Origin of the sequence: Arundinibacter roseus (assembly GCF_004348825.1) — a bacterium.
Lineage (GTDB): Bacteria > Bacteroidota > Bacteroidia > Cytophagales > Spirosomataceae > Arundinibacter > Arundinibacter roseus.
In genome coordinates, this window is the sequence record NZ_SMJU01000015.1 from 113,327 (window position 1) to 129,769 (window position 16,443).

General features: G+C 48.8%; 7 protein-coding genes. 3 read left to right on the forward strand and 4 right to left on the reverse strand.

The window, feature by feature from the left end:
- The first annotated feature begins 229 nt into the window (after positions 1–229).
- Complete coding sequence (locus EZE20_RS20200) at positions 230–3,505, forward strand: TonB-dependent receptor (protein ID WP_132121116.1); 3,276 nt, start codon at positions 230–232, stop codon at positions 3,503–3,505.
- 81 nt (positions 3,506–3,586) lie between these two features.
- On the opposite strand, the gene EZE20_RS20205 is transcribed toward EZE20_RS20200, so the two are convergent.
- Entirely contained in the window at positions 3,587–4,504 is a 918-nt protein-coding gene (locus EZE20_RS20205) for a patatin-like phospholipase family protein (RefSeq protein WP_132121118.1), read from the reverse strand.
- A gap of 410 nt (positions 4,505–4,914) precedes the next feature.
- Between EZE20_RS20205 and EZE20_RS20210 the strand changes: the two genes are divergently transcribed.
- Positions 4,915–5,889 (forward strand): polyprenyl synthetase family protein, encoded by a 975-nt coding sequence (locus tag EZE20_RS20210; RefSeq protein ID WP_132121120.1) that lies wholly within the window; start codon positions 4,915–4,917, stop codon positions 5,887–5,889.
- A 48-nt stretch (positions 5,890–5,937) separates the two neighbouring features.
- On the opposite strand, the gene EZE20_RS20215 is transcribed toward EZE20_RS20210, so the two are convergent.
- The gene (locus tag EZE20_RS20215; protein ID WP_132121122.1) at positions 5,938–6,669 is read right to left on the reverse strand and encodes a fatty acid desaturase; all 732 of its coding nucleotides are present in this window, start codon (positions 6,667–6,669) and stop codon (positions 5,938–5,940) included.
- A 310-nt stretch (positions 6,670–6,979) separates the two neighbouring features.
- Between EZE20_RS20215 and pafA the strand changes: the two genes are divergently transcribed.
- Positions 6,980–8,608, forward strand: a complete 1,629-nt coding sequence (gene pafA / locus EZE20_RS20220; protein WP_132121148.1) for an alkaline phosphatase PafA — start codon at positions 6,980–6,982, stop codon at positions 8,606–8,608.
- 115 nt (positions 8,609–8,723) lie between these two features.
- On the opposite strand, the gene EZE20_RS20225 is transcribed toward pafA, so the two are convergent.
- Complete coding sequence (locus EZE20_RS20225) at positions 8,724–9,812, reverse strand: energy transducer TonB (protein ID WP_132121124.1); 1,089 nt, start codon at positions 9,810–9,812, stop codon at positions 8,724–8,726.
- 356 nt (positions 9,813–10,168) lie between these two features.
- Positions 10,169–16,378: an SdrD B-like domain-containing protein gene (locus EZE20_RS20230; protein WP_207104709.1), complete on the reverse strand. Its 6,210-nt coding sequence runs from the start codon at positions 16,376–16,378 to the stop codon at positions 10,169–10,171.
- Positions 16,379–16,443 lie beyond the last annotated feature (65 nt).

A 16,443-nucleotide genomic window follows, 5' to 3' on the forward strand; every position in this document is an offset into this window, starting at 1 on the left:
AAATGAGGTAAAAAAAGGTAACAAAATGATAACATATGAAATATTGAAGTATTAAGATAGAAATCTGCATTATTTCAATATATCAAGGGGTTAGGTTCCAAAATATAGTATTTTACTAGGAACACAGTCATTGTTTGTGAACAAAAATTAGCCTTATTTTGCGACAAAATTCAGTGTCATTACTTTTTCAGTGAAACAACAAACATTTCTAACCAAATCAACAAATCCTATGAACAGGAAAGGTTTACTTTTCAAAGCAGCGTCTATGGCGTTGTTCGCGTTCGTATTGACTTTTCTGAGTGTGCAGGTGCAGGCTCAGGTAACGTCTTCGTCTATCAGTGGTCAGGTAACTGACAACAAGGGCGGAGGCCTGCCTGGCGCTACCGTAGTAGCTACCCACGTACCCTCAGGATCGCAATATGGTACAGTAACCAATGAATCAGGCCGTTATACCCTTCCTTCGGTTCGGGTGGGTGGTCCCTACAAAGTATCGGTAACCTACGTTGGGTATTCCGAACAATCTAAAGAAAATATTTTTGCTAACCTCGGTACTGCTGCAAACGTAAGCTTTGCGATGCTCGACGAAGGCACTGAACTGAGCGAAGTAACGATTTCTTCGTCAAGAAGCGACGTGTTTAGCTCGGAAAGAACAGGGGCTGCTACGACAATTACCTCGGAGCAATTGAACTCTCTGCCAACCGTAGGACGTACAATTTCTGATTTTACCCGTCTGACACCCCAAGGAAACGGTCGTTCGTTTGGTGGACAGGATAGCCGTTTGAATAATATTACGATTGACGGTTCTGTATTTAACAACGGTTTCGGCTTGGGCGATCAGCCCGGCGCGCGGACTGGCGTAGCACCTATTTCACTGGATGCGATTGAAGAAATTCAGGTAAACGTAGCGCCTTTTGACGTTCGTCAGTCTGGTTTTACAGGAGCAGGTATTAATGCTGTAACGCGCTCAGGAAATAACGAAGTTTCAGGATCGGTTTTCCATTTGTTCGCTAATGAAAAATTTGTTGGTAAAAAAGCTGGTGAAGCTAACTACTCTTCACCTGAATTTACCAAGCAGGTAACCGGTTTTCGTGTAGGAGCACCAATCATCAAAAACAAACTTTTCATTTTCCTTAACGGAGAATTGGAAAAACGTGTGGATCCAGCCGATAACAATAACTGGGTAGCCGACCGTGGTCAAGGTGGAGATAACGTGACTCGTGTAAAAGCAAGTGACCTGGATGAGCTAAGCTCAATCATGCGTGATAAATTTAACTACGAAACTGGTGGTTATGAAAACCTGAACCTAAACACTACCGGAAATAAATTTCTGGCCCGTGTAGACTGGAACATCAACCGCAACCACAAGTTCAATGTACGTTTCTCGTACCTGGATGGCGGAGCGGAAAACCTGATCTCAAATAGTTCATCGGCCGGTGCCGGTAACCGTCGTACCAATGCGAACTCAATGTCCTTCAAAAATTCAGGCTATGTCCTGAACGAAGATATTACTTCGTTAACGGCTGAATTGAGCTCCAATTTTGGCGGCAAGTTGTCCAATAACCTCATCGTTGGATTTACTTCCAACAACGAAGATCGTACGTACCTGACTCCCGGTCTGTTCCCAACGATTGATATCTTGGAAAATGGAAGCAACTACATGACCGCAGGAATGGATCCATTTACGCCATTTAACTTATTGAATTACAAGACGTTCCAGTTTATTGACAACCTTTCGTACTATGCCGGAAAGCATACGATTACGGCTGGTATCAGCATTGAACGTTTTTCTTCCAATAACTCTTTTTACTCGGCAGCTAACGGTGTTTATATTTTTAATTCTTTTGATGATTTCAAAGCTTCTGTTAATGGTGCTACCGACGTAGAATTACGCCGCTTCCAGTATCGCTACTCGTTGCAAGGCGGCGATCAGCCTCCTTTGCAGACGTTGAAAGTTCTGTATCCCGGTGCCTATATTCAGGATGAATTCCAGGCTACTCCAAATCTAAAACTAACCGCAGGCCTGCGTGTGGACGTTCCTCTTTTTGGAAACACTGCTCTTGAAAACCCTATTACGGCTAACAGTAATTTCCGTTTGCCAGACGGTACTTTGATTCAGACGAATACTGCTGATTTGCCAAAAGCACGTCCGTTGTGGTCGCCACGATTTGGCTTTAACTGGGATGTAACAGGTGAAAAAACGACGCAGATTCGTGGTGGAACGGGTGTATTCTCCGGCCGTCCTCCTTTTGTCTGGATTTCTAACCAAATTGGTAACAATGGTGTATTGAGCGGCTTCCTTGATGTTCAAAATACTACTGCATATCCTTTTACTGTAAATCCTTCTGCATACGCCCCAACTACGACCGATATTTCAAGAGCAACGTTTGACCTTGCCACTACCGATCGTGACTATAAGTTTCCACAGATTTGGCGGACCAACTTTGCCATTGACCAAAAACTACCTGGTGGCTGGATTGGTACACTGGAAATGATTTTGGACAAAAATGTGAACGCTACCATGTACTACAACGTCAACCAAAAGGACGTTTCCGGTACAACCTTCGCCGGACCGGACAACCGTCCCCGCTACGCAGGTACGGCAGCAGCCAACCGTCTGAACAACAACGTAACACGTAACATCTATTTGACCAATACGAACAAAGGTGGTACATCGATGTATACTGTGAAGCTGGAAAGACCTTCGACCAAAGGTTTGTATGTGATGGGAGCCTACACATTTGGTAATACCAAAGATATTACGAGCGCCGGTTCTATTGCTTCCGGTTCATTTGAAGGAAATCCTACTGTTAATGGTAACAACTTTGCTGATCTGTCGTATTCTGCAAGTGATCAGCGGCACCGCGCCATTGCGTCACTTTCGTATCGTATCAACTATGGTGGTAAGTTTGGTGCTTCAACTCAGTTTGGCCTGTTCTATGAAGGACGGAATCAGGGACGTTATAACTTCGTATATGCCAACGACATGAACGGTGACGGCATCTTTAACAACGACTTGATTTATGTTCCAAACAACGCCAGCGAAATGCGCTTCCTGCCTTTGACAGCGGGTGGACAAACCTTCTCGCCTGAGCAGCAGGCAGCCGCTTTTGATGCATTCATTGAGCAGGATTCGTACCTGAGCGGTATTCGTGGTCAATATGCTGAGCGTAATGGTGGTGTAGCTCCATTCCGTCATACATTTGATTTCAGCGTTGTGCAGGAAATTTATTTGATGATCGGTGGTAAGCGCAATACCTTCCAGATTCGTGCGGACGTACTACGCGTTGGAAATGTAATCAACCCAAATTGGGGAATTGGTGATAACCTCGTGAACAACCGTCCGGTTGTTTCGGCTGGTACAGCTGCTGATGGAACGCCTCAGTTCCGGATGGCTACTCAAAACAAAAATGGTCAGACTGTCCTGATTCAGGATACGTTTGTAAAAAGTGCTGGTATCGGTGACGTATGGCAAGCCCAAATCGGTCTGCGTTACATTTTCAACTAAGCCTCGCTTAACGAATAACCTTAATACGACGAAAGACCGCTCTCAGGGCGGTCTTTCGTCGTATTATCAGGAACAAAATTCTCACTTTTCCGTAGCTACCTTTGCCCGCCGAAGGGTTTCAAGCCCTACCTGATAGCCTTCCAGGATGAGCCGGGTAATGTCTTCGGAAGTAAACCGCTGCAAGTCCAGCAAGAGGGGCGTAGCCGGGCGAATAACCGTAAGTTTGATAGGATTGCCGCGAAGGGCCGAGTGTTCTGCGTAGTTTTCGGCCCATTCGATGTCGTTGTTTACAATCTGATTGACCGTCACGTCTTTTACCCGCTCAATGAGACTAATGAGATTTTGCGGGCTGAAATTCTCCCGGGTGTACAGATCTTTGGAATGACAGGCCACCAGAATTATTTCTTTGGCGCCATCCATAATCGCCCGGTGAATGGGCGCCACAATCCGCAGGCCACCATCGAGAAACATATCGTTTTTTGTGCCAATCGGCACCGCCGGCATCAGCATCGGCAGCGAACTGCTTGCCCGGACATAATCCATAAAAAACTCTTCTTCCGGCGAGGCAAACACGATGTTGCCGTGGGTAACGTTCACCGCCCCGACTTTAATTTTTACCGGACTGCTGCGAATCAGGAAAGGGTCCACGTTGGCCCGAATCAGATTATGCAGCGGCGAAGGATCCAAAAGTCCTTCGAAGCGGCTCATCAGCGTGTTAAAACCCATCGAAACTCGCGAGCGTAAATGCGCCACGTCATGCGGATGTGTAATGTTCCGAATCCAGAATGACATGAGCTGATGCCCGATTGCGGGCCAGTCGAGGGGGACTTTTTCGTGGGCATTTTTGCCGGCAGCATTTACCAGGTAGGTGGCGTTGAGGGCGCCTACGGAAATGCCGTAGATCATTTCCGGCTCAAAACCCTCTTCCAGTGCAGCTTTTACTGCACCTACCTGAAATGCACCTTTCATGGAACCTCCTCCGAGTACTAACGCTTTCATTGAGTTACTTTTTATTAATTATTGAATTCAACCCACGGGATATTGAATTTATCCCACAGGGCCACGGCGCCATTGATTGGGTCACGGTGCCACAGGGTCACAGGGCGTTACCCTGTGCTTGTTTATTTTGCCCTTTCGGGGCTGTTTTTAGGTGGTTTTTGGATATAAATACTGTTTCCTGTATCTATAATTACACCTGTTTTCAAAGAAATAACGAGAACTTATTTCCCAATCCTGCGAGATTTCGAGCTTAATAGTAAACATTTTGTCTGATAAATAGGTATAAACAGAAGATTTTATGGCAATTTTGGGTTCAGGAACCTACCAATCTGCTGCATGCGTGCCTTTTGTGAAAATATCGACAGTGCCGGTGGCCTGTTCTTTCTAAAAAAGGCTTTCCCAATAAGAATATGACCCTTTCAATACAAGAAATTCAAGCGCCAATTCAGGATGAAATGAAAGCTTTTGAGCAGAAATTTCGTGACTTTATGAAAAGTGACGTTCGACTGCTCGATCAGATTATGAACTACATCGTACGTCGAAAAGGCAAGCAGCTGCGCCCGATGTTTGTCTTTTTATCAGCCGGTGTGTGTGGGCAACTTTCCGAGTCTACGTACCGGGGTGCGGCGCTGATTGAACTTCTGCATACAGCTACTCTTGTACATGATGATGTAGTGGATGATTCCAACTACCGGCGCAGCTTTTTTTCGGTCAATGCGCTTTGGAAAAATAAAATTGCGGTGTTGGTCGGCGACTACCTGCTTTCGCGCGGGCTGCTGCTTTCGGTGGATCACGAAGAGTTTGATTTGCTCAAAATCGTGTCCCGGGCCGTTCGTGAACTGAGTGAAGGCGAGCTCCTTCAAATTGAAAAAGCCCGTCGGTTAGATATCACCGAAGAGGTGTACTACGACATTATCCGGCAAAAAACGGCCTCGCTCATTGCGTCCTGCTGTGCCGTTGGGGCGAGTTCTGTACGGGCCGAAGCGGGCATTGTGAGCCGTATGCACGCCTTTGGAGAAAAGGTCGGAATTGCCTTTCAGATCAAAGACGACCTGTTTGACTACGGCGATGCCGAAGTTGGAAAGCCTTTGGGAATTGATATTAAAGAGAAAAAAATGACGCTTCCGCTGATTTATGCCCTGGGAAAAGCGCAGTGGCTGGAAAAGCGAAAGATCATTAACATCATCCGCAACGAAAGCCACAAACCCCGCAAAGTACAGGAGGTAATTTCTTTTGTAAAGGCATCAGGCGGAATTGAATATGCCCAACAGGCAATGCTGCAATTTGTGGAAGAAGCCCGGCAGATTCTCCTCGAATTTCCCGAAACCATCTACCGAAATTCTCTCGAACAGCTCATTCAGTTCACCATCGAGCGCACCAAATAAGTGCTCTTTCATGTACATGAAGCAAACGCATGTATAAGTGGTTTAGAGCTAGTCAGCTACTACTTTTGCGGTTTGCTCGCGTGCCCTGGGCAACCGCCACCACGGTAGGTACGGGTAGGCGTGATGTTCGAGGTGATATCCAAAAAAATAACAGGAGAAAAAGGCACGTATGTGGTTGAGCGTTTGGCTGCGGGCGTTTAGGGGTGGGTTGTGGTGCTCGCCGCGATGGGGCAGAAAAGTGCCAAAGAAAAAGAGCTGAAAGGTGCTCAAAATCGCCGGAATCATCCAGAATACTACCAAATTTTCCCACGGAAAAACTATTTTGAGCAGGTTGTAAGTAACCGCCATCAGCAGCACCTGTTTCACCGAAATATATTCTTTCAGAAAACTATAATACCAAAACAGAAACGCGGGGTTGCCCTCATGGTAATCGGGGTCATCAAACGTGCCCGAATGCTGATGATGCAGATGATGTTTGCGGGAAAGAACCTTGTAGTCGTTAAACGCAAACAAGGCCGTTGCCACCCACCCAATCGCCGTGTTGAGCCGGGGCCGGTCGGGGGCCACGACGCCGTGAATGGCATCGTGTGCGGTAATGAAAACGCCCGTGTATAAGTGGGTTTGTACGAGTACGAACACATAGAGCAGCGGGTCGGTCAGGGAAAAAGGGTAGGAGAGCAGGTAAATCAAAGATGCGGCCCACAGCCCAAGAACTGCAGCAGCGGCCCAAAGACCTTTGTTGCCAATCGGGGCAGGAGCAATGCGGGGTAATGTATGCATGAAAGAGTGACGTTAATTCTCTAATTCCAAACGCATCCCGCAGGCGAATGGTTTGTACGACCATCAATTTGCTCATGTATTACTCCGTTTCGTTAGTCTTTTCTGCGTTGGTTGCAGTAGATTTACAGGAAGTTTAGAGGTAAACCTATTCAGTGAATCCCCTTCTTGTCTGAAAGTAAGGTATATTAAATTAATATAGTGAACAGAAAATAGGCCTTACCTTTATGATACTAAAAGAGTTTAAACCGTTTTGTTTTATATAATTCTTGTTATGTTCATTACACGAAAAAGAATCGCAGGTTTAATGCTGATGGCAACCCTGATTGGTACGGAGGGGTTTGCTCAGACCACTGCAAAAAAAAGTACGGCGTCGCCGCTTGCCCGTCCGAAACTCGTGGTCGGAATTGTGGTAGACCAAATGCGCTACGACTATCTGTACCGCTACTATGATAAGTACGGCGAAGGCGGGTTCAAAAGGCTGATGAATGAAGGCTACAACTGCCGCAACAATCATTACAGCTACGCCCTGACGGTAACTGCCGCCGGGCATGCTTCGGTCTATACGGGTTCCATTCCGGCCATTAACGGGATTGTTGGAAACAACTGGTACGATAATCTGGCGGGAAAAGATATGTACTGCGCCGAAGATCCATCGGTCGAAACCGTAGGCAGCACCAACGCTACCGCCGGCAAAATGTCACCTCGTAACTTGTTAAGTACAACCATTACCGATCAACTCCAAATCGCAACTAATTTTCGTTCCAAAACAGTGGGTGTGGCCATTAAAGATCGGGGTGCAATTTTACCTGCCGGTCATACTGCTTCGGGCGCCTACTGGTTTGATTCCAAAACGGGAAACTGGATTACGAGCACTTTTTATACCAAAGAATTACCGCAATGGGTGCAGGATGTAAACGCCCGGAAGCTGCCTTCGGAGTACATGAAAAAAGGCTGGAACACCCTGCTTCCTATTAACCAATATGAAGAAAGTACGGGCGACGATCAGCCCTACGAAACCCGATTGTCGGGCGCTGCTACCTCTACGTTTCCCTACGATCTGGCGGGACGCTCCGGGGATGCTTTTGGGATTATTGCCTCTACGCCCTGGGGAAATACGATGACGAAGGAAATGGCGATGGCGGCTATCAAAGGTGAAAATATGGGCAAAGGATCGCAGACAGATTTTCTGGCTGTAAGTTTCTCCTCACCCGACTATGTAGGACATGCTTTTGGCCCTAATTCCATTGAAATTGAAGATGTTTACCTTCGTCTGGATCAGGAATTTGCCGAGTTTTTTGCTTTTCTGGATAGCTGGACAGGCAAAGGAAATTATACCGTTTTTCTGACCGCTGACCACGGCGTCATGGACATTCCGGCTTTCTGGACGGAGCACCGGCTTCCGGCAGGATTGCTGGATAATTCAAAAATCAAAAATGCGATGGCCACAGCGATCAAGGAGGAATTTGGTGAGGGAGAGTTTGTGAAAGCAAACGAAAATTATCAAATTTATTTTGATCATAAAACCTTGAAAAGCAAAGGTATAGAAGTTGAAGATCTGTATGACGTAGTTCGTGAAGTGCTGTTGCCAATTCCCGGCATCGCCGATGTGGTCAATCTGAAAGATTTAGGAGAAACCCACCTGAATAGTTATCAGCTCGAATTGTATAAAAACGGAACGCATGCCACCCGCAGCGGCGACCTCCAAATCGTAACTCAACCCGGCTGGATTTCGGGCCGTGGGGTCGGCACTACGCATGGCTCTCCCTACAACTACGATACGCACGTTCCGTTGCTTTTTTACGGGTGGGGTGTAAACAAAGGCGAAACCCTGCGCCGGACGGCAATTGCCGATATTGCGCCAACACTCGCCGGGATTCTCCGCATTCTGCCGCCAAACGGCAGCGTGGGGGAACCTGTCCTGGAAGCAGTTAAGAAGTAAATTTTCAGGAAAGGATTTTGAAATATAGTGCTGTGTGAAGGAAAATGTATTGAATTCTTTTTCACACAGCACGTTGCTTGTTACTTGTAGGGTCGGGTGTTTTTGAAACAATTTCCTAATTTTTGACCCCAAACCCCATGACATTCAGTCCGGAGCTCTCTACGTTAAAACCTACCGGCATGCTATACCTCGACTGAATGGCTCGCCCTTTGAACATTGCCGGCTGCCACTTGCCATTCATTAGTTTTGCTACGCGCAGCGCTTCGGCCTCCAAACGTTTGTCGGCACTAAATTCTACTTGAAAATCGCTGCTGCTACCATCCGGATTAATCAGGAAAGTGATCAACACTCGACCCGTGATATTGTTCCGGTGGGCTTCAATGGGGTAGCGGATATTCTGACCCATAAATCGCTGCATTTCCCGGCTATCAGGTCCGGGAAATTTTGCCGGAATCATAAACTCGTTCGCATACTCCACGCGTTGATCACCCACATGGGTAATTCCTTTGGTTAAAATACCTTCTTCATAAAACTCTTCATACACCAGTGTGCTATCAGCAAATTTTCCTGTCCAACGGCCCGTTTTCTGGGTATTTACTACCTTCCCCTGCTCGTATACGTTTCTATGATTGATGGGCGTTGCTATCAGAACCGCCCATCCATTGCCTTCTTCAAGCGCTTTTTTGCCGCTGCGGTCGTACACCTCCCGTATCCGTAAACCAACGGTTTTATTGACTTCCGTAACGCTATGAAGTTGCCCGTTGTCGTGCCATCGGGTGAAAAACTGTGTGCTATCAACCAATTTCATTTCTTCCCTTAGCATGCCGCTTTTGTAATAATTCTTACTACTATACAGCTTCTTCCCGGGGTTGCTGATCGTAAGAATCGACAAAAACTTGCCGTCAGGCTGAGCGGTCACAGTTTCAGAATTACTATCCCAGTCCGACTCTTTGGCTAACAACCGAAAAGCCCGCACCGAGTTGGGGCCTGCATCGGTGGAAAGATGCGCCCAAATCTCCTTTTTCGTGTAAGGAGTAGAGGTCACGTTTTTCCAGGAATCTTTCCGTTTGCGCTCATACACGACATCACCCCGGACCATCCCGTGCTCATCAAGAGGAATCCGCTTGCGATACTGATAGTGCTCAGGGTCGGAAGTAGGAATTTGGTCTTTATCGAAGTAATACACAAGGGTGTTGGTTTCCAAATCAAAAGCGGGTATGGGGGCTGTCCGAAAAAATACGGGATAGGATGCTTCCTGACGAAAGATTGGTTTGAGAAATGGCCAAATGTAGAGATTTAAGCTTTTTTTGGAAAATTGTAGCCGGAATTTTATTTAGAAACAGGAATATTCAATACGCTTTTAACTAATGATGAAAGTGAATATTTACCAATGGGAAAAATAAGGTTCTGACGAATAATGCTGCTTTTCGGCAGTTTGCACGAAACAACTTTCTGTTGCACAGGCATGGCTCCTGTAAAGATTTTAGGAGTAATTGACCTATATAAAAAAATGACTGACAGAAAATCCTGCCAGTCATTTTTCAAGAAATCAATCAATTACTATTTTACCTTCTTCGTAATCACAAACGGTACGCAAACATCTACCGGGCAGCAGTCTTCCACCACGATAATAACCGGGCAGCAGCCTTCGGCAGGACATGTTCCCGACGTGGATGTGAAGGTGTACTCGTAAGTTCCGAGTTCGGTTTCACTTGCCGTGTAGGAGTTGCCAATAGCCACTTGTACCGGCTGTCCGTTTTGTGCCTTGCGGAACCAAACCACACCCGTGTATTCCTGTGGTACATTCAGCGTCAGAGCGCTTCCCTGTCCACGGCACAGTAAAACGGGTACTGTAAAGCACTCACGATCAATGTCGTCTTCCGTTTCATCGCCGTTGCCGGGTGTACTGTCTACGTCGTCTTCGGTCATCTTCGTGATCTCAGCCGTGTTGAACCATACGCCGGCAGCGATGATTTTTACGCTGATTTTCAGACTTACTGTGTCTCCCACAGCGAGACTATCGAAGCTCCACTTTTTGGTCAGCTGCGAGTAGCTGCCGATGTCAGCCGTACTGCTCAGGTATTGAACTCCGGCATTTAATTCGTCGGTAACTTCAATGCCATGCGCCGTGGCTTCACCTTCGTTCCAAACCCGGATCGTGTAAGTCAGCGTTTCACCCAGCATCGCCAGTTTTTTGTCAATTGCTTTGTCCAGCGCCAGGTCATAGGTCTTGTTGCAATTCAGACGAGTAACTACAATTGTATCGCTGCATTGACCATTGCTGATGATGAACGAGTAGTTGGTTGCTACGCTATTCATGCCACTGATTTTGCCGCTTGACGTAATCGTCGCCGGGTTTCCAGCCATCGCTGTCCAGGTAGCACCCGCCACGGTTGGCAGGGTTAACGTGTCAAAACAGGTCGTTTGGTTGGGCAATTCGAGCACACCCCGGAAGACGAATACGGTATCCGAACAGGTACTTCCAAGCGTTGCATCGCGTAGAATGAACATGTACACGCCATTTTCATTCATGCCGCTAGCGACTCCCGTTTGGGCCGAGATACTCACACCAACCGGGTTCATCGCCGCGCTGATCCACTGTTCACCTGCTGCTGCATTTGGCAGATCAGCGGTAGTAGTTGGTTTGCAGACGAAAATATCAGAACCTGCATTGGGCTTGACACATACGTTTGAACAGTCGCTATACGGAACAAGAATGCTCACGTCCGTAAAGCAGTCATCCTTGCCGTTGTAGATGCGGACGATGTAGGTTTGACCGGTTGTCTGCACCGGGTTTGGCAGGTTGGCTACGGTGATAGTCGATCCGGTTAACGCCGTTGCGGATGCATAGTTTGCCAGTCCGGCTACCGAAGTCGCAAAGCTGAATTTGTTTCCACCACTAATTCCGGTGACCACAAACGACGCATCATTTTGAGCCGTTTTGCCATCGCAGGTAGCCGCAGAGGCATCGGTTGCAGCAAACGTTGGCGCTACGCAGGGTGAAATCAAGCCCGCGTCAATTGTTGGATTGTCTTTGTTCAAGCCCGTCTGGGTTGGATCAAGTGTTACAACCGGCGAAAGTCCAGCAGTAGTAAAGTCGTTGTCGCTTGCGTCGTTACCAATATTTTGTTTAGATGAAATCAGGCAGGAATCGGGTAGCGTGGTTACGTCAATCTGCACGATGTAATCACCTTTACCCAAATTCGTAAAACTATACGCTCCGTTTCCAGCGGTGATGGTGGAGTCGAGTTTCGCACCCGGTGCACCGCCCACGGCTGACCACAAAATAACCTTCACGCCATTCACACCCGGCTCACCAGCATCCTGCTGCCCGTTGTCGTTCAGGTCTTTCCAGACAAAGTCGCCGAGGCTGCCTTTCGGTGAAATCAAGCCCGCGTCGATTGTTGGGTTGTCTTTGTTTAATCCAGTCAATGTTGGATCAAGTGTAACAACCGGCGAAAGTCCAGCGGTGGTAAAGTCGTTGTCGCTTGCGTCATCACCAACATTTTGCTTCGGTGAAATCAGGCACGAATCAGGAAGTGTGGTTACGTCAATCTGCACGATATAATTGCCTTTACCCAAATTAGTAAAGCTATACGCACCATTTCCGGCAGTGGTGGTGGAATCCAGCTTGGCCAGCGGCTGACCGCTTGCGTTGGCGCTCCACAAAATCACCTTCACACCATTCACACCCGGCTCGCCAGCATCTTGCTGCCCGTTGTCGTTCAGATCCTTCCAGACAAAGTCGCCGAGGCTGCCTTTCGGTGAAATCAAACCAGCGTCAATCGTTGGGTTGTCTTTGTTTAATCCGGTCAGCGTTGGATCAAGTGTTACAACCGGCGAAAGTCCAGCGGTGGTAAAGTCGTTGTCACTTGCGTCGTTTCCGATATTTTGCTTCGGTGAAATCAGGCACGAATCAGGTAAAGTTGTTAGGTCAATTTGCACGATGTAGTCACCTTTACCCAAATTAGTAAAGCTATACGCACCATTTCCGGCAGTGGTGGTGGAATCCAGCTTGGCCAGCGGCTGACCGCTTGCGTTGGCGCTCCACAAAATCACCTTCACACCATTCACACCCGGCTCGCCTGCATCCTGCTGACCGTTATCATTCAGGTCCTTCCAGACAAAATCGCCGAGGCTGCCTTTGGGTGAAATCAAGCCTGCGTCGATTGTCGGATTGTCTTTATTCAAGCCCGTCAGCGTTGGATCAAGCGTTACAACCGGCGAAAGTCCAGCGGTGGTAAAGTCGTTGTCGCTTGCGTCATCACCAACATTTTGCTTTGAAGAAATCAGGCACGAATCAGGAAGCGTGGTTACGTCAATCTGCACGATGTAATCGCCTTTACCCAAATTCGTAAAGCTATACGCTCCGTTTCCAGCGGTTGTGGTTGAATCAAGCTTTGCACCCGGTGCGCCACCTACGGCTGACCACAGAATCACCTTCACACCATTCACACCCGGCTCACCAGCGTCCTGCTGACCGTTATCGTTCAGGTCCTTCCAAACAAAATCGCCTAATGAGCCTTTCGGTGAAATCAAACCAGCGTCAATTGTTGGATTGTCTTTATTCAAGCCCGTCAGCGTTGGATCAAGCGTTACAACCGGCGAAAGTCCAGCGGTGGTAAAGTCGTTGTCGCTTGCGTCATCACCAACATTTTGCTTCGGTGAAATCAGGCACGAATCAGGTAAAGTTGTTAGGTCAATTTGCACGATGTAATCGCCTTTACCCAAATTCGTAAAGCTATACGCACCATTTCCGGCAGTGGTGGTGGAGTCGAGTTTTGCACCCGGTGCGCCACCTACGGCTGACCACAGAATCACCTTCACACCATTCACACCCGGCTCACCAGCGTCCTGCTGACCGTTGTCGTTCAGATCCTTCCAGACAAAGTCGCCTAATGAGCCTTTCGGTGAAATCAAACCAGCGTCGATTGTTGGGTTGTTTTTGTTCAGGCCCGTCAGCGTTGGATCAAGTGTTACAACCGGCGAAAGTCCAGCGGTTGAGAAATCGTTATCGCTTGCGTCGTTACCAACATTTTGTTTTGATGAAATCAAACACGAATCGGGAAGCGTGGTTACGTCAATCTGCACGATGTAATCGCCTTTACCCAAATTCGTAAAGCTATACGCTCCGTTTCCGGCGGTGGTGGTGGAGTCAAGCTTCGCACCCGGTGCACCTCCCACGGCTGACCACAGAATGACTTTCACACCATTCACACCCGGCTCGCCGTCATCCTGCTGACCGTTGTCATTCAGGTCCTTCCAGACAAAGTCGCCCAGGCTGCCTTTGGGTGAAATCAAGCCCGCGTCGATTGTTGGATTGTCTTTATTTAAGCCCGTCAGCGTTGGATCAAGTGTTATAACCGGCGAAAGTCCAGCGGTTGAGAAATCGTTATCGCTTGCGTCGTTACCAACATTTTGTTTTGATGAAATCAAACACGAATCGGGCAAAGTGGTTAGGTCAATCTGTACGATGTAGTCGCCTTTGTCCAGATTAGTAAAGCTATACGCTCCGTTTCCAGCGGTGGTGGTAGAGTCGAGTTTCGCACCCGGTGCGCCGCCTACGGCTGACCACAAAATCACCTTCACACCATTCACACCCGGCTCGCCGTCGTCCTGCTGCCCGTTGTCGTTCAGGTCCTTCCAAACAAAGTCGCCGAGGGAGCCTTTGGGTGAAATCAAACCAGCGTCAATTGTTGGGTTGTCTTTATTCAAGCCCGTCAGCGTTGGATCAAGCGTGACCACTTCACTCAAACCTGCGGTTGAGAAATCATTATCGCTTGCGTCATCACCGATATTTTGCTTCGGTGAAATCAGGCAAGAGTCAGGCAAAGTTGTTACGTCAATTTGTACGATGTAATCACCCGCCAGAAGATTTGTAAAGCTATACGCTCCGTTTCCAGCGGTAATTGTGGAATCGAGTTTTGCTCCCGGTGCACCTCCTACGGCTGACCAAAGAATTACCTTCACACCATTCACACCCGGCTCGCCTGCGTCCTGCTGCCCGTTGTCATTCAGGTCTTTCCAGACGAAGTCGCCGAGGGAGCCCGTTGGAACAAGGCAGTTTTGCGTAGTGGTGGTTGAGTCTTTGCAGCCATCAAGTGTTACAATGATTTTTACTGTTTCTCCCGATGGTACACCCGTTACGCTATTTCCACTGACCGTCCCTTTATCGGCTGTCACCAGCGTACCGGCGGTTGCGGTAAATGTAACGTCAAACGTAGTTCCTGCTACATTACAGGTTGTCCCTGTTACCGTAATACTCGGCTGCGGCTTAACGGTCACGGTTGCAATTGCTTCCCCTTCACATCCATTCACCAAACAGGTGGCAGTGTAGGTGGTCGTTACGGCTGGGCTGACGGTTTTGATCAGGCCCGTCGTGGCGTCGTTCCAGGTTACGGTTCCGGCGCAGTTGGTCACGGTCAGTGTGGCGCTTTCACCTACACAAATTTCGGGACTGTTTACCGAAGGCGTTGGTAGCGGGTTGACTGTTACGGTAACCGGTGCCGCCTGACTGGCACAGCCGCTGGCCGTGATTGTACATACAGCGTAGTAAGTGGTGGTCGCAGTTGGGCTAACGGTGAGGTTGCTCAGGGGGGTTGTCAGACCTGCATTCGTAAACCAGCTGACGGTACCTGATGCACACCCGGTGGCCGAAAGCACGCTGCTTTCACCCACGCAAATGGTTGCAGGTGTAGCGGATGGTACGGGGGGCGTTACCACGGGGCATTCACAGTTAAAGGTAACCGTGAGTGTGTCGGAGCATCCGTCGAGTTCAGCGATGATTCGGACGGTTTCGCCGGAAGGCACACCCGTGACGCTGTTGCCGCTGACGGTACCTTTGTCGGAAGTAACGGTAGCTCCGGCAGTGGCCGTGAAGTTGACGGTGTAGGTGGTTAAATCGCTGGCGCAAACCGGATTTCCGCTGCTGGTAATTTCTGGTTGCGGCTTAACGGTCACGGTTGCGGTGGTTTCCCCTTCGCATCCATTCACCAAACAGGTGGCCGTGTAAGTGGTGGTTACGGCTGGACTAACGGTTTTGATCAGGCCCGTCGTAGCGTCGTTCCAGGTTACGGTTCCGGCGCAGTTGGTCACGGTCAGTGTGGCGCTTTCACCTACGCAAATTTCGGGACTGTTCACCGTTGGTGTGGGCAATGGGTTGACCGTTACGGTAACCGGTGCCGCCTGACTGGCACAGCCGCTGGCCGTGATCGTACATACAGCGTAGTAAGTGGTGGTCGCAGTTGGGCTAACGGTAAGGTTGCTCAGGGGTGTTGTCAGACCTGCATCCGTAAACCAGGTAACCGTACCGGCGGCGCATCCTGTTGCCGAAAGCACGCTGCTTTCACCCACGCAAATGGTTGCAGGTGTAGCGGATGGTACGGGGGGCGTTACTACGGGGCATTCACAGTTGAAAGTTACGGTGAGTGTGTCGGAGCATCCGTCGAGCTCGGCAATGATTCGGACGGTTTCGCCGGAAGGCACACCCGTAACGCTGCTGCCGCTGACGGTTCCTTTGTCGGCAGTAACGGTAGCTCCGGCAGTGGCCGTGAAGTTGACGGTGTAGGTGGTTAAATCGCTGGCACAAACCGGATTTCCGCTGCTGGTAATTTCTGGTTGCGGTTTAACGGTCACGGTTGCAATTGCTTCCCCTTCGCATCCATTCACCAAACAGGTGGCAGTGTAGGTAGTGGTTACGGCTGGGCTGACGGTTTTGATCAGGCCCGTCGTAGCGTCGTTCCAGGTTACGGTTCCGGCGCAGTTGGTCACGGTCAGTGTGGCGCTTTCACCTACGCAAATTTCGGGACTGTTGACCGAAGGCGTTGGTAGCGGGT